Here is a 22,388-nt window from a genome sequence, read left to right on the forward strand (position 1 = left end):
TTTCGACACGCCCTCACCGCCACCAGCAAAGGCTGCTGACCCTGGTCGTTCTCCGGCGGGAGGGCGTGCAGCGCCGCGCGGACGTCCGCGTCCGGCCGCGGTGTCGCCAGAGCGTGCCAGCATCAGACCGCGGTGCATCTCCAGGCAACCTGGCCCGCGAGATTGCCGACTCTGCAGCCCGCCGCCTCCACGTCCGGTTCTTCGTCACGGCGGCGCAGCGGCCGCCGACCGTGTCATCCGAGGGGTGAGCATGCAGAACCGCGGCCACCTGGCGTCCGACAGGCCGGGCGTGCTCCTCACTGTGTCGCTCCCGGTAGTCGCCGGCTCCGGAGTACTCGAACGGGGCGCTCGCCCGGGGGATGAGGAACACTCCCGCGCGGGCCGCAGTCGACGCCACGTCGATGGCGTGGAACTCCAACCGGCTGCCTCGATAACGGGGGCCCGATCCCGCGCGCTGCACCCGGGGCTCCGCGCCTGGGGCGGGGCGGGGCTGCCACTAGCGTCTGGACTGCCTGGTCCCGGCACTGGGCTGGCGCCGCCCGAAACCCCCGTCCTCGGGCGGCGTCAGCTCAGTGCCGGGAACGCGAGAGGCCCCCGGTCGTCGGCGGGGGGCTCCGGTTTCCCGTCCCCTGACCGACCCTCCGGCGCCCACTCTGCCAAGCCCCGGAACACCGCGCATTGGCCCGGCGTGCACAGTGTCTTGACGGAGAGTCGCCCCGTCGGCCGCGCCCCGGGCCCCGGCTCTTGTTGCGCGGGCCGCCACGGCCGGTGTAAACCCGTGATCATGCTGCCCGAGAGAACGTTCCGCAGCGCGGAACTAGCGCCCGCCGACCGTTTCGAGAGCTGGCGGGCCCTGATGTCGGAGACGCATGCGCCCATGGAGATGCGCAGTGAGCACGCCGCCGACTTCTGGGTGAACCAGCGCGTCATCTCGCTCGGCGGGATCACGGTCTATCCGATGGAATGTCGTCCCCTGACCTTCCAGCGCACACCGAAGCTGATAGCGAGGTCGGACCCCGAGGCGTTCCACCTCTCGCTGATCAAACGCGGGGCGGGAGCGGTAACGCTGGGCAAGGACACCGTGGTGCACGGTGTGTTCGACATCCACACCAGTGACACGTCACGGCCGTTCGAGATCAGTTCCGGCCCGCATTCCGTCGAGATCATCGGGGTCGAGGTACCCAAGGCGCTGCTGCCGCTGCCCCCGCACACCGCGGGCCGGGTCATCGGCAAGCGCATCTCGGCCCGGGAGGGAATGGGGGCCCTGGTGGCCACCTTCCTCGACCAGGTGACCAAGGACAGCCGGTCCTACCGTCCGGCCGAGGGCCCGCGCCTGAGCGGCGTACTGGCCGATCTCGTCGCCTCGCTCTTCGCCGGTGTCCTCGAAGCGGACCGGTCCTTGACCCCGGAGACGCACCGGCGCGCCCTGGCGCTCCGCGTGATGGCCTTCATCCGGGACAACGCCGACGATCCGCTGCTGGACGTCCCCGCGATCGCCGCCGCCCACCACATCTCCGTCAGCTATCTCCACCGGGTGTTCCAGCAGGAGGGGGACGGGGCGACGGCCGCGGCCTTCCTTCAGGGCCAGCGGCTCTCGCGGGCACGCCAGGACTTGGCGGACCCGCTGCACCAGGAGGTGCCCGTGCACGTCATCGGCGCCCGGCGGGGCTTCCGGCACGCGTCCGCGTTCAGCCGGGCGTTCCGCGAGGCCTACGGCCTGCCGCCCGCGGCCTTCCGCGGGCAGGCCCGGGCGGAGGACCTGGCCGGGACGCACGCCTCCTAGTGGGGCGGGGGTGCCCCGGCCCGCTCCCGGCCGCTGGGCTGGCCGCCCCCGTGTGCAGGGCGGTCTCTCATCGTCCGTCGACGTGGCAGTTCTGCCTGGCCGCGGTGTAAGGCCGCCGTAGAGGCTGCTCGCCGTCGAGCTTCAAAAGGTCGAAGGAGAGGGAGTAGGTCGGCCACCGGGCGGCCGGGGCCGGGGCGCTGCAGGCGCGGGCGGCGGCGCTGCGACGCCTGGAACGACAGCCGGACGACCGCGGTGTCCCAGACGACGAGCTCGCCGTCGAGGGCCGGACCGCCGGGGCGCTGCCCGGCGGCCGCCACCAGGTCCGACCGCCGCGGTCCTGGACCAGCGCTCCTCGCGGGCCTCCTGTCGTTGACCATTCCCGCCGACCACACCACGTCCTAGACTGCGACCGCTCCAAAACCTGGCGATCATCAGGAGGGCGCGCAAGATGAACCGAGCACTGATCAGCGCATTTGCGGCCGTGACGTTAGTTGTGTCCGGGGGAAGTGCCGCCACCGCTTCCGACGGCGCTCCGCCGCGCACCACGCACGGCCCTTGCCAGTACACACAGACCCCGGACGAGCCGCCCGCGCGTCATGTTCCGCTGCCGCCTGACCCGCGGCGCACCCCTGGCCGTGGCACGGTTGACATGGCTGTTCCGACCAGCCAGGGTCCGCTCCCGCTGCGTTTGGACCAGGCCAAGGCGCCGTGCACGGTCCAGAGTTTCCTGCACCTGGCACGGCATGGGTTCTACGACCGGACGGTGTGCCACCGTCTGACGGCGTATCCGACGCTGAAGGTCCTGCAGTGCGGCGACCCGACCGGGACCGGTGAGGGAGGGCCCGGGTACAAGTACAAGGACGAGCTGCCGGTGGATCTGCCACCCGCACCGACCGATCCGACCGGCGCGCGCCGCCTGTACGGGCGCGGCCTGCTGGCGATGGCCAACGCCGGTCCGGACACGAACGGCTCACAGTTCTTCGTCGTCTACGGCGACTCCGCACTGCGCCCGAACTACACGGTGTTCGGCACGGTCGGCTCCGACGGCCTGGCAACACTCGACAGGACCGCCGCCGGAGGAATCGAGCCGACCGCGGAGGACCCGGCACCGGTCGACGGCACACCCGTGCTGCGGACCGAGCTGCTCCGCGTCCGGCCGGCCTGCTGGCATTGACTCCCCGCGGCCCGCGCCGAAGCCGCGGCCGCTGCGGTGGCGTCCGTCCGGGGGCCAGGTGGGGGTGGTGGAGCGGGAGCGGGCCGCCGTCAGGGAGACCCACAGCCGGGACGCGGGCGCGGCCCTCCAGACAGCGGGCGCCGGGAGCGCGGGCGGCCTGCTCGAAGGCGTCGGCCGCCGCCCGGACCCGGTCTCGACATCACCGGCACCGGAGGCCTGTCCGGCGCGGCGGCCCAGGAGTGCGGAGGCTTCCCGGATACGCGTCTCGGCGAGCGCCCGGTCCGCAGGGGCGACGTGCGGGGTGCAGCGCTCGCGCACCCGGGGCAAGGGCAGGTCGTGAGCGAGGGTCGATCCGGCGAACCAGACCGGGCGGGAGCCGCCGTCCGCGCGGTCCCCGGGCAGCGCCACCGTGTACCCGGGGAGAACGCCGTCGTCGCCGTGGCGCTCGCGCACCCGCAGTCCCGCGTCGCGCAGCCGCTCCAGGAAGTCGGTGTCGCCATCGGCGAGGGCGGCCGCGGTCCGGACGGTGCGCTGCAGCACCTCCTGGGCGGTCTCGGCCATGCGCGGCGGGCCGCCATCCGAGTACAGCCTCGACCAGACACTCGTGGGGTACGCGATCCAGCGGCAGTTCACCTTCGAGGTGTTCCTCGGGGTCGTGCCGGACCAGGTGTGTGCTGCTCATCGGGGCCTCGCTGACGTGGGCGTGGTCACGGGCGGCGGGCATCGACCGCAAGGCGAACGTACGGCAACCGCGGATGCGGTAGGACTGACCCCGAGTACGGGTTTCGGTGCGCAGGGCGACCGGGGAGCAGGTCGGTACGGGCAGGCCGCGACGGACATCGGCAGGGGTGGTGACGGGCTTCGTGCTGCGCCTGCTGCGGGAGATGACACCGCGGAAGCCGCGAACGTGAACTACTGGGCACTGTGGCTGGGGGCGTTGCCGTTGCCGCAGCCGGACGAACCGGCGGTGCGGCCGTGTCGTCGCCCCGCCGAAGACTCCCGCCCAAGACGTCCGCCGGGTCTCCTCACTCGGCGCCGAGCCGGCCGCCGATCCATTCGAGGGCCGGCGGGATCTCGCGGTTCCAGGTGTTGAAGCTGTGTCCTCCACGGTCGAGCGTGATCGACGAGACGCGGGCCGGATCCTTCACCGCCTTGATGAACTGCTGGGTCGGTTTGTAGTTCTCCTCGCCCTGCAGCGAGGTCGTCACGAGGAACGAGGACGCGCCCTGCGGCCGGTTGGCGAGATGCCACAGCAGGTCGGATCGTTTCTCCTCGTCCTTGTCGCCGTGGAAGAGGTCGCCGGAGTACTGGTCGATCTCCGGCTTGTAGTCCGCCGAAAGGCCCACGCCGGCCGCGTAGGTCTCCGGATGCTGAACCGTCATCTTCAGGGCGCAGTAGCCGCCGGTCGAATCGCCGATGATGCCCCAGCTCCGCGCCGAGGTGCCGGTGCGGTACGTGCTCGATATGGCCCGGGAGACGTCCGTACCGAAGAAGGTCTCGCTCTGCGAGCCGCCGCCGCGGACATCGACGCACTGGGTGTTCTCGGCCGAGACGGTGGGCCGCATCATCACCAGGATCATCGGCTGCGCCTTCTTCTCCTTGGCCAGGGTCCAGGCCGTCTTCGGGTAGCGCAGCCCCTTCAGCAGGTTCTCCGCCGTGCCCGGGTAGCCCGTCAGGACCACCGCCGCGGGGAACCTCCGCTGCTCGTTGCCCTTCTGGAAGTACTCCGGCGGCAGGTACACGTACGCCTGGGCGGCCCTCCTGGAGCGCTCGCCGTGCACGGTCACCTTCTCGATCACGCCGCTCACCAGGGGATTGCCACCGCCGGGCACGTCGGGAGCCTGCCGTCCCAGCACCTCCACGGCCACCCCGCCGCGCACGGCCTCCTGGCGTGCGCGTCCGGCCAGGTCCGCCCAGGAACCGTAGATCAGCAGGCTGCGGTTCGCCGCGAGCGCGACCGACGCGAACAGGAACACCTGCACGAGGACGATCAGCCCCATGCGCCCCAGCACCCGTGCCCGGCTCCCCCGGGCCAGCCGCGGCCAGAGCCACACGGTGACCGCGAAGGCCAGTGCCGTGCACAGCACGGCGCACAGGAGGAGCTCACTACTTGTCAGACCCATGGATCAGCGGAACCTCTGCGACGTCTCGGTCTGGACGCACCGGTCCAGAGCACCGCCAACCGGTGCGCATCAGGCAAGAGAGGTACCGGGGCGAAAGCGTTCCACCGAGCTGCGGGGCCGCCTGCAAGGCTCCGTCGTCGAGGGCGCGTCGGCCCACCCTCGGGTGCAATCGCCCGCCTGGGCGCAGCCCCCTCGCGCCGCAGTGGCGCGCCGGCCTTCGCCGGTCGCCCGTCGCGGACGAGGGACGGGTGATCGGGTGTCGCAGTTTCGATTCCCGCCGGGGCACACGGTGAAGGACCCCGGCCCGATCACGGCCCCGGGTCCTGCTGCAGCACTGTTTGGCGGACAGGCACGATCAGCGGTCTTTGACCATCTGCACCCAGAAGCTCTCCTGCTTACCGGAGTTGCCCTTGCAGCGGGACCAGGCTTTCGCGTAGAGCCGGCAGTCCTCTCCGGGCCGCACATCGATACGACTCAACCTGCCATCGAATGAACGCCGCCTTCCCGAGCGGCTGGACGACTGAGGAGCCGGGCCCGGGCATCGCCTCACGAAGTGGTGGCATCAGCCGTGAGCGACGCAGTTTCATGGGCTTTGCGGGATCGCGGAGTGGCTGTCACCTGTTCCGGGGGATGAGTTGCACCTCGGAGACAGCGGCCTCGGGTGCATCGACTCGGAAGTTCTCGGCAACCTCGGCCAGTCGCTCGTAGATCCGAGACTCTTCCATGTCGAGTGACAATTCAGAGACGTCGACCGCATGCATGTATTCCCCCGCCCGGAGTTCGACACTCACAGTCGGCGCATCTTCCGGCGAAGCAACGAGTGAGATGATCTGCCCGGCCGAGTCGTGGACGGCAAGTACCCGCATACTGTTTCGCTCCTCTACAGTCATGACCATCAGGGGGTGACGATGTGAACGAAGAGTTTTACAAAGGGACATGAATTTGGCGCGATGTTCCGCACAGTAATGTCCAGAAAGCGCAGTTGATCGTTTTGCCCTGCCCGCGTTTTGAGGATTTCGACATTCAGGATCTGTGACCCACTCACGAGACCGCTCAATCCATGCGCGGTGGCCGTGACAGTTCCACTCCCCAACCTTGCGTCCGGGCCGATCTGGTAGCCCTGCGCCTGGCCGGCAGGAATCGTTGTGGTGTTGAAAATGAACGCCGAGAAGAGCGTCGTCGTCGCCATGTGCCGTCCCTCGCTTCTTCGTCATGCGGCAGGGCGCGGGCCGGCCGGGGGTGGCAGCCGGTGCAGCCGTTTGATTACGCGTCAGTTCTAGGAGGCAGGTCGCCCTGCCGCGGGGGCACACGCCGTCGGCCGGTCGCCGGCTGGGAGATTTCACCCGAAGAATCGGTCAGTCATCACTGCCATTCGGTGGTACCCGCAGAACACGGTCGTCCGGCGTGCACTCCGTGACGGGTGGCTTCGAGTGGCTGCTCCTTGACTGCCGTCTCACTTGGCGAGTCGGTCGGAGTCGGAGGCGGCCTGCACGGCCTCGCCGGACGGGCGCCGGTGGAGGTGATCGGGCCCTCGGACCACGTGGCGCTACGGTGGTTGCCGACGCGGTCCGCGCCTACGCTGCCAGGGCCCGCGAGAACGCCGACCGGCTCGCCGCCGTCCTTGAGGGCATCGCCGCCAACGGCCTGCTCCCGGTGGAGGAGTGCCCGCCCCGGGAGGAGCTGCGGGAGGCCCATCTCGCCCGCCTCGCCGCGCAGCGCCCGACTGTCGGCTGACGGCCCCACGGCGCCGGGATCGCGTTCAGGGGCTCCGCCGCCAAACAGCTCGAAGACCTCACGACCGGGCGCGCAGTCCACGCCCTGGACCGCGCCCTGGTCGCCATCTCCGTGAAGCCGGAGATCGGTGAGCCCATCCCTCCTGGTCCTCGTCGTCGCGCTGGTCCTGGGCGCCACCGGCTACCTGTGCGTGGCCCACCCCGCACCGATGGCCCCGATCAGCGGTCGGCGGAGTCGGCGCCGCCCTCGCCACGGCAATCGGTGTCGCCATCGCGAACCGCAGGTGCTCACGCGGGTGCGCACGCGAGCCCGGGCGCCCGGGGGTGCTTCTTTCGGATCTTCGTCGCGGTCCCGGCGGGCGATACAGTGCGCGCCGTGGACATACCCGACTGGTACGTCTGGATCGCTCTCGGTCTGGCCGTCCTGCAAGCCCTTGGCCTCGTTCCCATCGTCCGCCGGTTGCGCGGTCCCGACTCCGTCGTGCGCTCCGGGGCACGTCTCGAACTGCTGGATACCGTCGCCGCCCTGCTGCTCATCGGCGGCCTGCTGCTGAGTTTCACGGTGGCGGAATCCTGGTTCTGGCTCGCTGCCACCGGCTTCGCGCTCATGACCGCCGTCTACGTAGTGAAGGGTGTCCGCCGGCTCCGTGCCCGCCGCAGCCCCGCTTCCTGATCCGTGAGGCGGGCCGCAGGGCCGGTGACGCCGGCTGTCGGCCACGCACCGACGAGAGCCACCGCGGGCGTCAGCCAGCGGTGGCTCAGGCGGAGCGTCAAGGCCCGGGCATTCGAACCACCGGATTACTGGGACTGCTCCTCCTCCTGCCCGCCGCCGGGATCCCCGCCTTGCTGCCGCCCCGACCCGTTACCCGGGTTCGGGTTCGGGACCGCGCTCCCGCCCGGCGCCTTCCCCTGGCCGTTGCCGGGGCCGCTGCCCTGGCCAGCGCCCGAACCCTGGCCCGAACCCCGGCCCGGTGCCTTCCCGGGATCCTGCCCCTGGTCCTTGCCCGGCCCGTTCCCGGGCGCCGTTCCGGGAACGTTGCCGGCGCCCTTGTTCGGCGCCTTGCCCGGCTCCTGGCCGGAGTCCGGGGCCTTCCCGGGGACCTGGCCCGATTCATGACCGGGCAGGGTCCCGGACTCCGGACCGGTGTCCTTGCCCTTGCCCTTGCCTGTGTCGTGACCAGGGGCCGGCCCGGGCTCGTGGCCGGGCTCCGGCGCCTTCCCGGGAGCCGTGTCCGGGGCCTGGCCCGACCCCCTGCCAGGGTCCTGGCCGGGCGCTTTCCCGGGGCCCTTGTCCGGCTCCTGACCCGGCACCTTCGCCGGATCCTGGCTCGACTCCCGACCGGGAACCTTCCCTGAGTCCTTCCCGGGGACCTTGTCCGGGTTATCGCCCGACTCCTTGCCGGGCGTCTGGCCCGACTCCTGCCCCGGCGTCTTCTCCGGGTCCTGACTGGGCTCCTTGCCTGCTTCCTTGCCCGGGTCCTTGTCCGTGTCCTTGTCCGGGTTATCGCCCGACTCCTTGTCGGGCGTCTTCCCCTGGTGCTCGCCGGACTCCTTGTCCGGCGTCTTCCCGGGAGCCTGGCCGGGCTCCTTGCCTGCGTCCGGTCCGGGCGCCTGGCCGGGCTCCTGGCGCGGCTCCTGGCCCGGGTTCTCGCCCGGCACCTTCTCGGGGGCCTTGCCCGGGTCCGTGCCGGACTCCTGGCCCGGTGCCTTCTCCGAGCCCTCATCCGGGTTCTCGCCCGGCTTCTGGCCCGGGGAGGTCGGGACCGGTGCCGGTGCCTTCCCAGGGGCATGGTCCCGGACATCGTCCGGGGTCTTGCCCGGGGTGCTGCCTGAGACATTGCCCGGGCTCCGGGCAGGAGCGTTCCCGGGGTTCCGGCCCGGCGCCGGGCCCTGGGTCTTGCCCGGGGGCTGGTTCGGTACCTGGCCGGAGGTGGTCTCCGGGGGCTGGTGCGGGGTCGTGCCAGAGGGTGGCCGGGCTGACCCCGATCGGGCCGCCGGCAGGGCCGGGTAGGCAGATCCGGGGGTCTGGCCCTTCGGGGGCGGGACCTCGCGGTCGTGCTTGCCCTCTGCCGCTCCGCTCGGGCGCTCGTACCATCCCCTGCGTTCCTGGTCGAAGACCGTGACGGTCTTCACCGGCTTCACGGCGGGCTTGACCGCGACGAGGCCGGAGGGCCGGAACGAGGACCACTTCGCGCCGCTGTACGTCTGACTGCCTCGGACCGCGACGGGCTGATCCAACGGGTTGCCGCAGGCGCAGCGGACCCGGGGCACGCCCCGGCCGTCGACCAGTACGGGAGTGCCGGCCTGCAGGACCGCCTGGTAGCTGGTGGGCGCGCCGTTGCGGTATCCGTGGTTGGTGACCCTGGTGTCCCAACCCAGCCGGACGGGCGTCAGTGACCGCAGGTACGAGGGAATCTCGGGTTGCCGGATGCCCAGCGAGACGGCAAACGCCCTGCCCTTGTCCGGGTGCTGCGTGAGGTACCGGATCTGCTTCTCGACGTCACAGCTCGCGACGTTGCGCGTTCCGCCGTACAGCCCCGGATAGCCGCCGTCGACCTCGAGCGTGCGCGCACCGCTCGCAGTGCCCGTGGTACCCGTACCGTCCTTCGCGTTCATACCCGTGGTCATGGGCATGGCCTTGGCGACGCTCTCGGCCTGTGTGGCCGTCGAAGGAGTGAACGGGTCGGGGCCGGCCTCCGGAGCGGCTTGGAGGAAGACCTCACCGCCCGCTGCGGTGTTCCCGCCCAGCACGGTGAAACTGAGGATCACAGCCGACGCCACGGCCGCCGCCGTACTCACACTCAGCACGGCTCTGCGCGATCGCCACCTGCGAACCCGGCCACCGCCACCCGGCAGTGAAGACCCGCCGGAAGAGCCCGGAAGGGGCCCCGACGGGGGCCCCGAGGGAGGCGGAGGACCCGGTGGCGGCAGAGAGGGCGGTGGGGGCGGTGGCTCTGCATGCGCGCCCCGGCCCGACAACGGGCCGGGCGGCGGGCCGGTGGGGCACTCGGAGGAAGGAGGCAGGGAATTCACGATGCTCGCCCCCCGACGCAGGGCAGCGGGCAAACCATGGTGACTCGCATGCGCTCACTCCTTCCGAACCGTCAACGCCTCCATATCCGGAGGTGGAACCTGGAAATTTGGAACTCTGGACATCTGGCAAACGCCCCGGCGGGAATCACCCACCTCTCGTGCGTCCGTCTCCTGAGTAGGCCCCCTCCCCCGTGCCTCGTCATGCCGCGACCTTTCGGGACTTGACAGGCCCCTGTATAAACCGGGGCGTCCACCTGCCGGCCGTCGTCGGCCCGCGTGTCGCGGGCGCGAAGCCGCTCTCCAAAAGGCCGGTGCAGGGGCTTGCGCGGTGTGGGGGCCGATGGTGCACCGCGAGATCGGTGAGCGTTTGGCGCGGGGTTTCGTGGGGCTTGCGGGGCTGATTCCCGGCTGCCGGAGAGTCCGTTCACCGCCCGGGGCCGCCCCGCCCCGCTTTCCGGCGGCTCGTGCCGATTTCCCTGGGTCCGGTCTGTCAAGTCACGAATTGTGGGGGCGTGTATGCCGGCGGCGGGGAGGGCCTACTGGAGTTGTTCCGCTCAACCGATTCCCCTCCCGAAGGAGCACTTCTCATGTCCCGTTCGTCCAGGAAGCAGCGCTTTGCCCTTGTCGCCGTCTCGGCCGCGTTCGTCGGCGCCGGTGTGCTGGTCCCCAGCAGCGCCTTTGCGTCGTCGGCGCCCTCGTCGGTCAGTGAGGTCGCCACGATGACCGCGAGTCATATCGACCTCGCCAAGGGTGACCGTGGCGGCCACGGCGACCACCACAAGAAGGGTGACAAGCACAAGAAGAACAAGAACAAGGGCAAGCCCAAGGACGTGAAGAACATGCCGGGCTGCAAGTTCTACAAGGGCAAGGTCTACTGCGAGCACAAGCCCAACCCGGCCCCGGCCCCGGCGCCCAAGCCGGCACCCGCACCGGCTCCCGGTGGGTGACCGACCCGCTGCTGAGACCCTCGCACTGCCCGGGACGGTGCGCCCCACCGTCCCGGACGACCCGGCGCTGATCCGCTTCGCGATCAGCGCCGGGTCGCGTACTGCCACCGCCACCGGCGCCGGACCGAAGCAGCGCGGCCGGCCGTTCGGCAGCGACCTCGACGGCCACTTCGTCCAGGGCCACGGCCTCAAGCTCACCGGTCAGGCCGCACGCGGCAAATACACCCTCCGGAAGTGGGGCGCGCGGCAGAAGTGGTCCGCCGGGCAGACGCGCAAGACGTTCTACGAGACCACCGATGCCTCGGGCGGCACCGGGTACTGGGTCGACGGCGACGACATCGTCCTGCGCTCCGGCTGAAGGGGGCTCGCCGTCGTGGCTGCCGGTTCACGAGCCGGTCGGCGTAGGCGGGGTCGGCCCGGACCTGGGTGTTCCGGGGTTGCATCACGCGTGGGCGCCCGGGGGCCGGCCGAGCCTTCGGCGGGCCGCGGTGAGTGCTGCGGCCAGGGCGAGGACGGTTGCGGAGAGCGCAGCGATCGTCGCGATCACCGGTCCGGTACCGAACCGGGAGGGGCTGAGGAAGAGGTAGGGCATCGTCGCCGCGTCGGACCATGCCAGGGTGCCCACGACGGCCAGGTAGGCGGCGGGCCACCAGGCGAGCAGGGCCGGCTCGTGCCGGGCCGGGGTGAGCCGGCAGGGGCTGACCAGGAACTCCGCGACGACCGGCACGGGTGCCGCCCCGTGCAGGAGGAGCGTGGCGGTACGGGCCCACAGGTCGTCGTGCGGGCCGAACCAGCCGCCCGACGGGCTGCTCGGCGCGATCACCGTGAGGTGGACCAGCGAGGAGAGGACCACCCCGACCACCGCGGAGCCCCGCAGCCGCTCGCCCCACGGGCCGCTGCCGGGGCCGTGCACGAGCCGCCGGATCTGGACGGCCGCGGCCAGTACCGCCGAGTCGACGGTGAAGTACAGCAGTGGGGGCGTCGGGTCCGTGTGCTGCAGGAACTGGCAGATCACGCCCGTGGTGAGGAGGGTGGCGGCCAGTGCCGCGAGCCATGTCGCGCCGTCGCGGGGCGGGGTCACTCGGGGAGGCTTTCGGGCGCGCGGCACAGCGGGTCCAGTTGTGTGGCCGCGGCGGCGACCGCGGGCAGCGACTGCCAGAAGGCGTGCGGTCCGGGGACGCCCACCAGGCGCGCCGTGATCCCGTGCCGTTCGGCGGCGGCCACCAGGTCGTGGTTCTGCTGTCGTGGTGACAGCGTGCTCCCGTCGCCCCGCACCACGATCAGGCGGTGCGGGCGTGGCGTCGGCTCCCGTTCCCACCGGTGCGCCGCGGTCTTGAGGTCGTCGGTGAGGCGTGCGGCGCGCAGGGCGTTGCCGAGGAGGAGCAGGTCGGCCCGGCGTCTGGTGGTCGGTGACTCTTCGGGGCGCGCGTGCAGGGGGCGTACGGCGCCGGGCACCGTGGCTGTGCGGTCCAGGTAGGGCTGTACGAGGCGGTTCTCGTGGCGTACGGCCGCGATGAGGCCTGCGGCGCTCCATCGCCGGAGCGCGACCGGTTCGACGAGGACGACGGATTCGACCGGCGGGTGTGCTGTGGTGCCGGCCGATACGACGGCCATGGCGGTGGCGAGGGATGCTCCGAGTGAATAGCCCAGGACGCCGAGGGGGCCCGGGGGGTCCGCCGTGTCGAGGGAGGCGGTGTACTCGGTGGCCGCCCGCAGCATCCGGCGGGCCAGCACGGTGAAGTCGCCCCGCAGCAGGGCGCGTCGCTCCGCGGGCAGCAGCCGGGATGCCGCGAACCCGGCACCGGGTGTCTCCACGACCACGAGTCGGGCCCGCAGTGCCGGGGCGATCACCTGGAACCGCTGCATCTCGAAGGGTTCCACGAATGCCAGGAAGCCCTGTGCGACCACGAACGTGGGGTCGTCGGCGCGCTGTCGGCCGTCCACGACGCCGAGGAGGATTTCGCCGCCCGGACCGTCGGCGGAGGTGACGCGCACCGGCTCCCAGGCGGGGGCTGCGGCCAGGTCCGGCATCACGGGTGGGTCGGGTGTCACTGCGGGTCGTCTCCCGGGTCGGTGCTGCGGTGGTAGGTCAGTGCGGCCCGTACGTCCGGGGAGTTGAAGAACGTGTCGTACGCCCCCGGTTTGACGTAGTCGAGCACCGGGTTGCGGTCCGCCCAGGTCTTCGCCGAGACGCCTGCCGAGAGGTCCGGCCAGTCCGTCGTGTCCTCGCCCCAGGACTGTGCGAAGGCCGCCAGGTGGGTCTGCCACCGGGTCATCATCGGGAAGAACGTCTTCTCCGGGTCGGCGCCGACCCGGATGCCCATCAGGCGGCGGACGACGCCCGCGACCTGTTTGTGCGCCCGGGGGCCGTTGCACAGGCGGTAGCAGCGCAGCCAGTCGTAGGTCTCGGCCAGGCTCTGACGGTTCAGGCAGGCGTCCATCAGCCGCCTGAACGGCTCGGCGGAGGCGCTCATCTGGCGGTGCGAGGCTTGCAGGTCGGCCCGCTCGCCGTCCGGAGTGAGCAGCACCCTGCGCAGGATTTCCGGTGGTTCGTTGGCGTTCAGCGGTTCGGCGCCGAGCCATACGGAGGCTGCGGCCAGGAACAGTTTCGCGTGGGCGTGGGTCAGCTCGGTCATGCCGTAGAGGGTCATGTCGGGGACGTGCCGCTTGAGGTGGAGCATCACGCCCATGCCGGTGCGGACTTCGACGGGTCCGCCGAACAGCCGGGGGTCGTCGATGGTCAGCGGGTGGTAGTCCGGGGCGGTCGAGGTGTTCAGGTGGAAGTCGACGATCGCGCCGTCGAATTCCGCGAGGTCCGCGGGGCTCAGGTCGAGCAGGAGTTCCGGGTCGTCGACCATGGTGAAGGCGAGTTCGCCCGGAATGGAGACCTGCCGGTCGAACACCCGGCTGCGCTTGCCCTGGTCGTCGACCAGGAGGTATTCCAGCGTCATCGTGCGGACTCCCTGGTGAGCCTCGGCGGCCGGACCCGCCAGACGCTGCGGATCTCCTTCCCACCCGCCACCGCTGTCTGCGTCAGGTCGCCGCCCTGCCGGCGCAGTCTGTCCCGCATGGCCGCCAGAGTGCTGCCGTCGGGGCACCATGCTCCGTCCGGGATCAGCGGGAGGGGGTCCCGGACCCCGAGGTGGATCATGCCGTCCGCGAGGTGGGCGTACACCGCGACCGGCCGGTCGTGGTGGCCGCGCAGCGCCATCGCCTGTGCGGCGTTGGTGACGATGGTGGTGATCAGCTGTCGTACCAGGTCGCGGTTGCCCGGCCGTAGTTCGCCGAGGCTCAGCTCGGCGGTGATGTCCAGGCTGTGGTCGCGGCCCAGCTGTTCGACGATGCCTTCCATGGTGATCTCCCGGTGCTGGGCGTCCCAGGCGGACTCGTCGATCGCCTCCTTGACCAGGGTGAGCTTGGGGGCGAGGTCGGCAGCGTCGATCTTGTACTCGGCCTTGACGGAGTCGTCGCCGGCGAGCGCCCTGCTCAGGGAGCGGACCTCGTTGAGCGTGTCGTGGAAGTCCTGCGCCAGCCGGCTCCGTGCCTCGTTCATCGCGACGGCCGCCTCTTCCGCGCCGGCCCGCAGCCATCGGTCGCAGTCCCGTGCCTTCATGCCCACCAGGTAGGGCAGTGTGCATGCCGCCCAGGCCAGCGGCACCATGTCCGGGCTCCACCGGCCCAGTCGTACCGACAGGCCCACGACCGCCACGAGCGCGCAGGTGACGAGCAGCCAGCCGTAGGGCCTGAGCGTCACCAGGATCCGGGGGAGGCTCTGGTTGGCCGAGTAGTAGGTGCCGTCGGTGAGCACGTGGTAGATCCCGGAGTTGGCGTACGCGAGCGCCACGACCAGGGCGACGACCTTGATCCATCCGGGGTCGCCGGGGCCGGTGCAGAACAGGACGGCGATCACGTTCGCCGGTACGGCGATGCCGCCCAGCAGCCCGGTGCCGTTCAGCAGGGTGCGCTCCCACTGCCAGTTGTCCTGCCAGGTGAGCAGCATTCGGATGGGGGCGGAGCGTGCGCGGGTGCCGCCGTGGGCCTGGCCGTCGAGGTGGATCTCCAGCAGGGTCTGCAGCACGCCCACGGACAGGAGGGCCCAGACGAGGGGGTGGGTGGCGTCGGCGAGGACGAGCAGCGCGGCGAGCAGGGCGAGCAGGAAGCCCCGGGTTGCGAAGGGCCGTACCCGGTCGTAGCGGTGGATGCGCGCCGCGGTCACGCGGGTGGACCACACGCTCATCGGGGCGGGCGCCCGCAGGTCCCAAGGGATCTGGCGCCAGGGGCCGGTGGGCCGGTTCTGAGCGGGCAGGAAGTCGACGAGCGACAACCGGTCCGGCCGGGACAGTGACATTCCTCGTACCCCCGTGTGATCCGTATGTCGGTCGGGTTGTGGGCACATTGTGGGACAGCGGCGGCGTGCGGGGTCGTGGTTTTCACGACCCCGTGGCTGCCGCGTTTGCGCCTCCGTGGCGGGTTCCGTCCTGACCTGGGGGGCTCGGGAATTTTGCGAGCCGGTCCGCGGGCCGCGCGCTATTCCTTCTCGCCATCGGTGGGACGTGCTGCGGCCGTTCCCACGCCGAGATCGGCGACGGAGGGATCCATGACCATCACACGACGACGGCGCAGGCTGCGACGGGACTGGCCGGTCTGCGCCGCGACCGGCAAGCGGCGCCTGGGGGAACGCAAGGACACGAAGCTCCTCCTGGCGGAGGCGCGGGCGTCCCGGGCCCGGGCCCGGCACAGCGGGGTACGTGCCGGTTGGACGGTGGTGCGTGCCTACCGCTGCCCGCACTGTTCGGGCGGCTGGCACCTGACGTCCTTGACGCGGTGGGGAGGGGCGGCATGATCCGTGGGCGCCGTATGTCGCGCGTTTTCCGTGCGCTGTTGTCTGTTCCCGCCCTCCTCGGCCTCGCCGTGGGCGCCCTCACTGCTTGCGGAACCGGTCCGGCACCGACGGCACTGACCATCGCCGTCACTGCCAGCATGGCCGAACCGGCGCCCTGGGCCCCGGCTCTGAACGACCTCGCGGTGCGGCATGCCCTGCGTGCGGTCGAGCCGGGCGACGGGGCGATCTCCGTGGTCGTGTCGACCGATGCGCAGGTGACCGAGGTGGACCTGACTCCGCTGCGGGGGCCGCGGGAGGTCGAGCAGGACCCGGCCACCGCCCGGGAGAAGGTCCTCGCCGAGGCGGCGCACCTGCGCTCGGCACTGGCCGCGAGCCGGCCGGCCGCGGAGGGCCTCGATCTGCTCGGCACCTACCGCCGCGCGCTGCGGACCACACCTTCCGGCGGCACGGTCGTCGTGGTGTCGTCCGGTGTGCAGACCGTCGATCCGCTGGATGTCCGCACGCTCGGCTGGGACTTCGACCCGGGGGCCGTCGTAGGCCACCTGAAGGGCCGCGGACTGGTTCCCGACGCGCACGGCCGGCACGTGGAGTTCATCGGGCTCGGCGTCGCGTACGGTACCCAGCCCGAGTTGCCGCTGCCGGCTGCGCAGCGGATCACGGCGCTGTGGCACGCGGTGTGCGGGGCTTCGGGGGCGGCCTCGTGCACGGTGCGCGACGACGATGTGCCGCGGCTGCCGCCGGTGTCGGAGCGGCCCGTCCCGGTGGTGGCCGTCGCCGTGCCCCGCACGTCCTGCGCCGGCACCTTCGTCGTCCCGGCTTCCGTCACCTTCGCGGCGGACGACGCGCGGCTGGGGGCCGGCGCCGAGCGCTACCTGGTTCCGATCGCGGACAGCCTGCGGCGCTGCCCCGCGGGCGGCGTCGTGCGGATCACCGGACACACCGCCCGGGTGGGTACGGCGGTGAGCGGCCTCGACCTGTCCGTCCGGCGGGCACGGGCCGTTCGCGACCGTCTCATCCGCCTGGGTGTCGCCCCCGGGCTCCTCGGCCCGGCCGAAGGGGCCGGTTCCGGCCGCCCCCTCGTCGAGAACATGCCCGGCGGTGTCTTCAGTGAGCCGCTCGCCCGCCTGAACCGGCGGGTGGAGGTCACGGTCGTGTCCGCTGCCCCTGCCAGGGCGGAGACCGGTGCGACGAAGACCGGCACCGCGACGCTGCCCGTCGAAACGAAAGAAGGAACCGACCCGTCATGACGACGACACGGACCGACCACGACCACAACCGCTCCCACGACCGAGACCGCGACCGCGACCGCGACCGCGACCGCTTCAGGATCCCGCTCGGCCAGACCCTCACCTCCGTACTGGGGCTGGGCCCCATGCCGTTCACAAAGATCGTCCGCTGCCGCGAACTGGTCGGCGAGGCCCGGCGGATCGGTCGCGACCGCCCGGCCGGGGAGTGGACCAACGCGGAGGACGGCCTGCGCCGGGCCGCCGAGCGTCGCGCCGACGACTGGGCCAGGACGGAGGCCGCCAGGACCATCGAGCCGACCGTCGCAACGATCAAGGGCCTGCAGGCCGAGGTCCGGTTCATCGAGCACCAGCTCACCGCTCTGGGCGCATCCCGCTACGTCGGCCCGCACGGCGAGTCCTGCACCAGGGCCGAGGCGCACGAACGGCACTCCGAGTGCTCGGCACTCGTCGAGACGCAGGAGCGGGCGGGCTCGCGAGTACACCGGCGGGTGTCGGCCCGGGTGAAGCGGCTCCTGCTCGGACTCCTCGCGCTCGACGTCATCGTCCTGACCTTCCTGATGGCCAAGTTCCTCAACGTGGACCTGCACAGGGCCTTCGTGTCGGCCGACAGCACCCTGCGCGCCGTCACCGCGCTGCTGTTCGCCATCCTGGGCACGGTCGGGGTTGCACTGACCATGAAGCTGTTCGGCCGGCGGCACCGCGCCCACCGCGCCGCGCACGGCGGCTGGGACCTGGCCGGGGACGGCCGCCGGACGCTCGTGGCCGAACTCGTCCTGTGCGGACTGCTGGCGTCGGCCCTGGGCGTCGCCATGGCCTGGCGGCTCGTCCTCGACGGCCCCTCCGACGAGCGTTTCCTGACCGTCGTCATGGCCGCGCTGTTCGCCCTCGTGATCGGTGCCGTGTCCTACCTCTCCTACCAGTCGGAATTCGCGGACGGCTCCACGGTCACCGAGGCGATCGACGTGCTCGCCCCCCAACTGCACGGTACCCACCGGGCCGAGGCGGCCCTGCGCGCCAAGCGGGAGATCCTGCTGCACCAGGCCGTCCGGCTGCTCGCCCAACTGGCCCGGGACGGCGCACGACTGCGCGCCGAGGCGCACCGCAGAGTCGTGGAGAGCGTCCAGGACAAGGCCATCCGCTACGCCCGCTCCGTCCACCAGCGCTGCGGGTACGGCAGTGCGCTCCCGGCGCCACGGCTGTCGCTGGACGACCTGGACCTGGCCCTGTCCCAGGCGGGTTCCTGGACCGGGCCCGATCTCGCACTCGTCCAGGGCGACGGCGGTCCGGGCGCCGAGGGTCTGGCGGTGGTCGCATGAGCCTGTGGAGCAGGGCGAGGAAGGTCTGGCACCTCGGCGAGGTCATCGCGGCCATCGGTGCGGCGGGCCAGGCCCCGCCCCCGCCCGACCTGCCCGTCTACCTGCGCCAGCAGTACGCCGACCACAGCAAGAGCCAGGTCGAAAAGCTCGGCCGGGACATCAAGCGCCTCACGGCGGCGCCCCGCCGGCCCACCACGGCGGTGAAACTCGACCGCGACAGCGCACGCAGGCTGCGCGGAAAGCGATAGCCGCCGGCGAGGGGCACCGGCCGGAACTGCGGCTCGCTCACCGCCCGCCCGGCCGGCCGGGCGGGCGCCGCGGCGGCGGCGGGGTGCGGTGGTGGAGCGGGTTCTCGGGCGGCTCGGTGGTGAGGAGTTCGCGCTTCACGTGTTCGTAGTCGGCCCATGCCCGGGGGTCGGCGTGGGCGTAGTCGGTCCAGAATCCGGGGCGCTGCCAGCGGGCGTCCGCGAGGCGGGTGCGGCCGCTGTCGATGACCAGGGTCCAGCCGGGTGGTATGCGGGGGTCGACCGTCTCGAAGTCGGCGGGGTCCCAGAGCAGTCCGGGGTCGGGGGTGCCGGGGCCGAGGACGCGGATCTGGCAATCGATGTCGTGGGTGACCATTTCCAGAACCGGGTAGATGCCGCCCACCCGGATCCCGTCGAACTCCGTGACGGGGACGTCGGCCGCGGGGTGGATGATGCGCAGGCATCTGACTCTCATGGGAGAAGTCTCGCCCCGCGCGGTCCCCGGTCGTTGTCCGGGCCGCCGCAGGGATCGGTCCGGGTTCAGGCGGCGGCCGGGAGGACGGCCCAGTGGGTGACGGCGTGTGCTCGGATGCGGGTGCCGTGGGCGCTTGCCAGCAGGGCGATGATGCTCACGCCGCGACCGTGTTCATCCGGTGCGCAGCTGGTGGTCCAGGTTCCCTCGTGGTCGGCGGGGCCGCCGTCGCCGACTTCGATGCGCAGGGCGCCGTCGTTTCCGGGGCGCCGGAGGTGGAGGGCGACCGGGGGCAGGGCGTGTTCGAGGGCGTTGGTGACGAGTTCGGAGACGACGAGCAGTGCTTGGTCGATGGTCTCGTCGTCCATGTGCCATCCGTCGAGAACGGTGCTGGTGATGCGGCGCGCTGTGCCGGGACGCGGGATGGTGCGGGAGCTTCCATACGGTGGTCGGCTGCGGTGGGAGGGGTGTCGGGGCGGCTGGGGCGGGGGCGGTTTCGATGTCGGTGGTGGCGTCCATGGCAGGGTCCTGGCGGTGGGGGGTGTGAGCAGTGTCGGCGGTGCTTCGCCCGTCCGGCTGCGGTGGTTACCGTAGGAGCTGGTGGAGGACGGCCGAGGCGAGTGCTGCGTCGAGGGCGCCCACGCCGGTGAGGTCGGCGATCGTGATGGCCGCTTCGGGGCGGTCGGGGGGTGTTCTGAGGAGCAGGCCGGCGGCGGTGTCGCTGTCCTGCGCGGTGGCGCCGGCGCGGACGGCGTGGCCGAAGTCGCCGTGGTGGAGGCACTGGGTGTGGTCGTCGGTTGCGATGAGCTGGGCTCGGTGGAAGAGCGCCGGTGGCAGTTCGTTCTTGTGGGGCATGTCCGTGCCGATGCCGGTCACGTGGGTGCCTTCGGGCACGTCGTCGGCGTTCAGGACGGGTGCCGTCGCCGGTGTGGTGGTGATGATCATGTCGGCGCCGGCGGTCTGCTGTGCGGAAGCGGGCCGGGCCGGCAGGCCGTTCTTGTGGAGTTCCTCGCACAGGGCCGAGGCGTTGTGCAGGTTGCGGCCGTGGACGAGTATCCGGCTGATGGGGCGGAGTTTGGCCAGCCAGACGGCCTGGAGGAGGGCTTGTTCGCCGGTGCCGAAGAGTCCCAGGGTGTGGGCTTCGGGCCGGGCCATGGCATGGGTGACCAGTGCGCCCGCGGCGGCGGTGCGCCAGGCGGTGAGCAGGCCGCGGTCGTTGAGGACGGCCCGTATCTGCCCGGTGTCGGCGCTGATGACGCAGACCAGGCCGTGGTGGTGGGACGGCATGCCGAGGCCGGGGCGGCCGTAGAAGCCGGTCGCTATCTTGACGGTGAAGTCGGGGGCGTCGGTGATCCAGCCGGCTTTCACGTGGCAGTCCCCGTTGGCCCGGGGGAAGTCCATGTGCAGGGGCGGCGGGACGCTGGTGCGGCCTTCGGCGTGGGCGATGAGGGCGTCGCGGACGGTGTCCAGAACCATCCGGGAGGTGGCGGCCGTCTCGATGGCGCCCGTGTCGAAGACGGGCAGGGTCGTCGTCATCGGCTTGTCCGCATCCACTGCGCGAAGGCTGCCAGGCCTTCTTCGGGGTGGTGGCGGCCGATGCCGATGCGGAACCGGTCGGACGGGGTGGGGGTGAGTTCGGAGTGGTAGATGCTGGCGGGCAGCAGCAGGACGCCGGCTTCCTCGACCAGGCGGGTGCAGAATTCCTCCACCCCGTCGGGGCCGAGGTAGCGGGGGTAGGCGACGCATCCGCCGTCCGGGGCCTGCCAGTCGAAGTCGTCCGCGAACTCGGAGAAGAACGACTCGAACGCCGGCAGGTTGGCTGCGATGAGTGCGCGGTTGCGCCGCAGGATCGGTTCGCGGGCCTTGAGCGCGATGCGGGCCAGGACCTCGCTGGGGGCGGAGTTGCAGATGGTGGTGTAGTGCTTCGCGCGTTCGAGGCGCGAGAGGAGTTCGCGGTCGCGGCAGGTGATCCAGCCGATGCGCAGCCCGGGCAGTCCCAGGGACTTGGACGTCACGTTCAGGGACAGGGCTCGCTCGGACAGGTCGGCGGCCTGCGGCAGGATGCGGGCGGCGTCGGCCTCCAGGCCGCGGTAGACCTCGTCGCTGAAGAGGTGGATGCCGCGTTCGTCGCACAGGCGGGCGAGCGCGGTGAAGTCGGCCGCGTCGATGACCTTGCCGGTGGGGTTGTTGGGGAAGTTCACCGACACGACGCGGGTGTTCGGCCGGAGCGCCGCCGCAACCTCGTCGAGGTCCAGCGCCCAGTTGCGGTCCGGGTCGAGGGCCACGCCGGTGACCTCGCACAGGGCCATCGGCACGGTCTCGGCGGCCTGGTAGTTCGGGGTCACCACCACGGCGTGGTCCCCGGCGTCGAGCAGGACGTTCATGGCCAGGTAGAGGGCTTCCTCGGCTCCGGCGAAGCAGATCACGTCGTCCGCGCCGGCGTTCTCGTACGTCTGGGCGATCACCTCGCGCAGGGCCGGATCGCCGAAGGTCTCGGTGTATCCCAGGGGCAGGTTCTCGAAGGCCTCGCGGTCCTTGTCGTCGGCGAGCGAGAGGAGCTCGCCCAGCGTCATGGTCTGGACGTCGGAGGCGGTCAGGTGGTGGCGGGCGGTGAACTCCCAGCGGGAGAAGTACGTTTCCAGACGGAAGTCGGGCAGCCGGGTCATGGTCGGTCCTTCGCGTTCGGTGATCTGAGTTCGGCGAGCAGGCCGTAGACAGTGGAACGGGACACCCGCAGGGCGCCGGCGACGACGGGAGCGGCGCGGCGGACCGCGAACACCCGGGCCTCCTCCAGCCGGCCGAGAACGGCCAGGCGGTCCTGACGGGTCATGCGTTCGACGGGGCGCCCCGTCTCGCGGACGTAACTTCCGATGATGTGCTGGATCCGCTCGGACCAGTCCTGCTCGAACAGCGGCTCCGGGCGCTGCACGGTGGGGGCGCCGAAGGCGGACAGGACCGCGGCGGCCTGTTCCAGCGGCGTGCGGTCGAGATTGATGCACAGCACCGCCGACGGCCGGCCCTGCGGATCGCGAAGGACCGCGCTGACCGATGTCAGTCGGCGGCCGTCGACGAGCAGCTTCTCGTACGGCCCGAAGACGTCCTGTGCCGAGGGTTCGAGATCGTCCAGCTCTCCCAGCAGCGAGGGGTCTCCCACGCCGCGGGAGGTCATCGGATTCCAGATCCCGAGGACCCGGTCGGTGTCCGGATCATGCAGGACGACCTCCGCGTACGGGCCGAGCAGCAGCGCGACGGCCTGGGCCACCGGCGCCCACAGCCGCACACGAGCATCTTGCGGGTCTTCAACATTCCCCATGGCTGGACTGTAAGTCCAGACTGGACAGAAAGTCCAGAGGGGCTCGCCGTACGTCCTCCCGTCCGCGGGGCAGGCCCCGGGGCAGGGCCGAGTGGCCGAACGAGGTGCGGGCCGGGCCGCGGGACGGACCGGCGCGGACGCACGATGGCCCTTCGGCAC

Annotated in this window: 24 protein-coding genes; 10 read left to right on the forward strand and 14 right to left on the reverse strand. The window is 71.6% G+C overall.

The annotated features are described in order from the left end of the window. Window positions 1-784: 784 nt before the first annotated feature. Together IE257_RS35695 and IE257_RS35700 are read left to right on the forward strand one after the other, a co-directional pair. Window positions 785-1,783 carry an AraC family transcriptional regulator gene (locus IE257_RS35695; RefSeq protein ID WP_189974006.1) on the forward strand — a complete coding sequence of 333 codons (999 nt, stop codon included), beginning with the start codon at window positions 785-787 and terminating at the stop codon, window positions 1,781-1,783. Between the two features lie 649 nt (window positions 1,784-2,432). Further along, window positions 2,433-2,957 (forward strand): peptidylprolyl isomerase, encoded by a 525-nt coding sequence (locus IE257_RS35700; protein WP_229920860.1) that lies wholly within the window; start codon window positions 2,433-2,435, stop codon window positions 2,955-2,957. Window positions 2,958-3,982: 1,025 nt separating this feature from the next. Here IE257_RS35700 and IE257_RS35705 read toward each other — a convergent pair. The 4 genes from IE257_RS35705 to IE257_RS35715 form a co-directional block, all read right to left on the reverse strand. Beyond that, window positions 3,983-5,080: an alpha/beta hydrolase gene (locus tag IE257_RS35705; RefSeq protein ID WP_189974008.1), complete on the reverse strand. Its 1,098-nt coding sequence runs from the start codon at window positions 5,078-5,080 to the stop codon at window positions 3,983-3,985. A 355-nt stretch (window positions 5,081-5,435) separates the two neighbouring features. Then, window positions 5,436-5,558, reverse strand: coding sequence for a hypothetical protein (locus tag IE257_RS39055; protein WP_268251455.1), 123 nt, complete (start codon window positions 5,556-5,558; stop codon window positions 5,436-5,438). Window positions 5,559-5,694: 136 nt separating this feature from the next. After that, window positions 5,695-5,970 (reverse strand): hypothetical protein, encoded by a 276-nt coding sequence (locus IE257_RS35710; protein ID WP_189974009.1) that lies wholly within the window; start codon window positions 5,968-5,970, stop codon window positions 5,695-5,697. A gap of 5 nt (window positions 5,971-5,975) precedes the next feature. Then, entirely contained in the window at window positions 5,976-6,269 is a 294-nt protein-coding gene (locus IE257_RS35715; protein ID WP_189974010.1) for a hypothetical protein, read from the reverse strand. 362 nt (window positions 6,270-6,631) lie between these two features. Here IE257_RS35715 and IE257_RS35720 point away from each other — a divergent pair, with 362 nt between their 5' ends. Both IE257_RS35720 and IE257_RS35725 read left to right on the forward strand, forming a co-directional pair. After that, on the forward strand, window positions 6,632-6,814 hold the full coding sequence (locus IE257_RS35720) for a hypothetical protein (protein WP_189974011.1): 183 nt from the start codon (window positions 6,632-6,634) through the stop codon (window positions 6,812-6,814). A 375-nt stretch (window positions 6,815-7,189) separates the two neighbouring features. After that, the gene (locus IE257_RS35725) at window positions 7,190-7,486 is read left to right on the forward strand and encodes a hypothetical protein (RefSeq protein ID WP_189974012.1); all 297 of its coding nucleotides are present in this window, start codon (window positions 7,190-7,192) and stop codon (window positions 7,484-7,486) included. Between the two features lie 125 nt (window positions 7,487-7,611). On the opposite strand, the gene IE257_RS35730 is transcribed toward IE257_RS35725, so the two are convergent. Next, window positions 7,612-9,594: a DUF6777 domain-containing protein gene (locus IE257_RS35730; protein WP_189974013.1), complete on the reverse strand. Its 1,983-nt coding sequence runs from the start codon at window positions 9,592-9,594 to the stop codon at window positions 7,612-7,614. An 839-nt stretch (window positions 9,595-10,433) separates the two neighbouring features. Here IE257_RS35730 and IE257_RS35735 point away from each other — a divergent pair. Further along, window positions 10,434-10,793, forward strand: a complete 360-nt coding sequence (locus IE257_RS35735; RefSeq protein ID WP_189974014.1) for a hypothetical protein — start codon at window positions 10,434-10,436, stop codon at window positions 10,791-10,793. After that, complete coding sequence (locus tag IE257_RS35740; RefSeq protein WP_189974015.1) at window positions 10,786-11,151, forward strand: hypothetical protein; 366 nt, start codon at window positions 10,786-10,788, stop codon at window positions 11,149-11,151. Before IE257_RS35735 ends, IE257_RS35740 begins: the two co-directional genes overlap by 8 nt. A gap of 84 nt (window positions 11,152-11,235) precedes the next feature. Here IE257_RS35740 and IE257_RS35745 read toward each other — a convergent pair whose 3' ends face one another. From IE257_RS35745 to IE257_RS35760, 4 genes are read right to left on the reverse strand one after another with little or no spacing between them, the layout of a single operon-like run. After that, on the reverse strand, window positions 11,236-11,874 hold the full coding sequence (locus tag IE257_RS35745) for a hypothetical protein (protein ID WP_189974016.1): 639 nt from the start codon (window positions 11,872-11,874) through the stop codon (window positions 11,236-11,238). Then, window positions 11,871-12,845: a hypothetical protein gene (locus tag IE257_RS35750; RefSeq protein WP_229920861.1), complete on the reverse strand. Its 975-nt coding sequence runs from the start codon at window positions 12,843-12,845 to the stop codon at window positions 11,871-11,873. The genes IE257_RS35745 and IE257_RS35750 overlap by 4 nt, the downstream gene beginning before the upstream one ends. Further along, on the reverse strand, window positions 12,842-13,744 hold the full coding sequence (locus IE257_RS35755) for a hypothetical protein (protein WP_189974017.1): 903 nt from the start codon (window positions 13,742-13,744) through the stop codon (window positions 12,842-12,844). The genes IE257_RS35750 and IE257_RS35755 overlap by 4 nt, the downstream gene beginning before the upstream one ends. Then, on the reverse strand, window positions 13,741-15,141 hold the full coding sequence (locus IE257_RS35760; protein WP_189974018.1) for a sensor histidine kinase: 1,401 nt from the start codon (window positions 15,139-15,141) through the stop codon (window positions 13,741-13,743). Before IE257_RS35760 ends, IE257_RS35755 begins: the two co-directional genes overlap by 4 nt. Window positions 15,142-15,390: 249 nt before the next feature. Here IE257_RS35760 and IE257_RS35765 point away from each other — a divergent pair, with 249 nt between their 5' ends. From IE257_RS35765 to IE257_RS35780, 4 genes are read left to right on the forward strand one after another with little or no spacing between them, the layout of a single operon-like run. Next, entirely contained in the window at window positions 15,391-15,636 is a 246-nt protein-coding gene (locus IE257_RS35765) for a hypothetical protein (RefSeq protein ID WP_189974019.1), read from the forward strand. A gap of 14 nt (window positions 15,637-15,650) precedes the next feature. Next, on the forward strand, window positions 15,651-16,883 hold the full coding sequence (locus IE257_RS35770; protein ID WP_189974020.1) for an OmpA family protein: 1,233 nt from the start codon (window positions 15,651-15,653) through the stop codon (window positions 16,881-16,883). Continuing rightward, window positions 16,880-18,199: a hypothetical protein gene (locus tag IE257_RS35775; protein ID WP_189974021.1), complete on the forward strand. Its 1,320-nt coding sequence runs from the start codon at window positions 16,880-16,882 to the stop codon at window positions 18,197-18,199. Before IE257_RS35770 ends, IE257_RS35775 begins: the two co-directional genes overlap by 4 nt. Next, the gene (locus IE257_RS35780; protein ID WP_189974022.1) at window positions 18,196-18,447 is read left to right on the forward strand and encodes a hypothetical protein; all 252 of its coding nucleotides are present in this window, start codon (window positions 18,196-18,198) and stop codon (window positions 18,445-18,447) included. Before IE257_RS35775 ends, IE257_RS35780 begins: the two co-directional genes overlap by 4 nt. 37 nt (window positions 18,448-18,484) lie before the next feature. On the opposite strand, the gene IE257_RS35785 is transcribed toward IE257_RS35780, so the two are convergent. The 5 genes from IE257_RS35785 to IE257_RS35805 form a co-directional block, all read right to left on the reverse strand. Continuing rightward, entirely contained in the window at window positions 18,485-18,919 is a 435-nt protein-coding gene (locus IE257_RS35785; RefSeq protein ID WP_189974023.1) for a hypothetical protein, read from the reverse strand. A gap of 65 nt (window positions 18,920-18,984) precedes the next feature. Then, window positions 18,985-19,284, reverse strand: a complete 300-nt coding sequence (locus tag IE257_RS35790) for an ATP-binding protein (RefSeq protein ID WP_229920862.1) — start codon at window positions 19,282-19,284, stop codon at window positions 18,985-18,987. 217 nt (window positions 19,285-19,501) lie between these two features. Next, complete coding sequence (locus tag IE257_RS35795) at window positions 19,502-20,470, reverse strand: ornithine cyclodeaminase family protein (protein WP_229920863.1); 969 nt, start codon at window positions 20,468-20,470, stop codon at window positions 19,502-19,504. Further along, window positions 20,449-21,582 (reverse strand): aminotransferase class I/II-fold pyridoxal phosphate-dependent enzyme, encoded by a 1,134-nt coding sequence (locus tag IE257_RS35800; RefSeq protein ID WP_189974024.1) that lies wholly within the window; start codon window positions 21,580-21,582, stop codon window positions 20,449-20,451. The genes IE257_RS35795 and IE257_RS35800 overlap by 22 nt, the downstream gene beginning before the upstream one ends. Continuing rightward, window positions 21,579-22,229, reverse strand: coding sequence for a helix-turn-helix transcriptional regulator (locus IE257_RS35805; protein ID WP_189974025.1), 651 nt, complete (start codon window positions 22,227-22,229; stop codon window positions 21,579-21,581). Before IE257_RS35805 ends, IE257_RS35800 begins: the two co-directional genes overlap by 4 nt. Window positions 22,230-22,388 lie beyond the last annotated feature (159 nt).

The organism is Streptomyces avidinii (assembly GCF_014650695.1).
GTDB lineage: Bacteria > Actinomycetota > Actinomycetes > Streptomycetales > Streptomycetaceae > Streptomyces > Streptomyces avidinii.

Excerpts from the sequence above, each read along its gene's own strand:
- IE257_RS35705 (WP_189974008.1), bottom strand. The coding sequence starts at position 5,080 with ATGGGTCTGACAAGTAGTGAGCTCCTCCTGTGCGCCGTGCTGTGCACG.
- IE257_RS35780 (WP_189974022.1), top strand. The coding sequence starts at position 18,196 with ATGAGCCTGTGGAGCAGGGCGAGGAAGGTCTGGCACCTCGGCGAGGTC.
- IE257_RS35790 (WP_229920862.1), bottom strand. The coding sequence starts at position 19,284 with ATGGACGACGAGACCATCGACCAAGCACTGCTCGTCGTCTCCGAACTC.
- IE257_RS35770 (WP_189974020.1), top strand. The coding sequence starts at position 15,651 with ATGTCGCGCGTTTTCCGTGCGCTGTTGTCTGTTCCCGCCCTCCTCGGC.
- IE257_RS35695 (WP_189974006.1), top strand. The coding sequence starts at position 785 with ATGCTGCCCGAGAGAACGTTCCGCAGCGCGGAACTAGCGCCCGCCGAC.
- IE257_RS35805 (WP_189974025.1), bottom strand. The coding sequence starts at position 22,229 with ATGGGGAATGTTGAAGACCCGCAAGATGCTCGTGTGCGGCTGTGGGCG.
- IE257_RS35755 (WP_189974017.1), bottom strand. The coding sequence starts at position 13,744 with ATGACGCTGGAATACCTCCTGGTCGACGACCAGGGCAAGCGCAGCCGG.
- IE257_RS35735 (WP_189974014.1), top strand. The coding sequence starts at position 10,434 with ATGTCCCGTTCGTCCAGGAAGCAGCGCTTTGCCCTTGTCGCCGTCTCG.
- IE257_RS35700 (WP_229920860.1), top strand. The coding sequence starts at position 2,433 with ATGGCTGTTCCGACCAGCCAGGGTCCGCTCCCGCTGCGTTTGGACCAG.
- IE257_RS35765 (WP_189974019.1), top strand. The coding sequence starts at position 15,391 with ATGACCATCACACGACGACGGCGCAGGCTGCGACGGGACTGGCCGGTC.
- IE257_RS35715 (WP_189974010.1), bottom strand. The coding sequence starts at position 6,269 with ATGGCGACGACGACGCTCTTCTCGGCGTTCATTTTCAACACCACAACG.
- IE257_RS35710 (WP_189974009.1), bottom strand. The coding sequence starts at position 5,970 with ATGACTGTAGAGGAGCGAAACAGTATGCGGGTACTTGCCGTCCACGAC.
- IE257_RS35760 (WP_189974018.1), bottom strand. The coding sequence starts at position 15,141 with ATGTCACTGTCCCGGCCGGACCGGTTGTCGCTCGTCGACTTCCTGCCC.
- IE257_RS35785 (WP_189974023.1), bottom strand. The coding sequence starts at position 18,919 with ATGAGAGTCAGATGCCTGCGCATCATCCACCCCGCGGCCGACGTCCCC.
- IE257_RS35775 (WP_189974021.1), top strand. The coding sequence starts at position 16,880 with ATGACGACGACACGGACCGACCACGACCACAACCGCTCCCACGACCGA.
- IE257_RS35800 (WP_189974024.1), bottom strand. The coding sequence starts at position 21,582 with ATGACCCGGCTGCCCGACTTCCGTCTGGAAACGTACTTCTCCCGCTGG.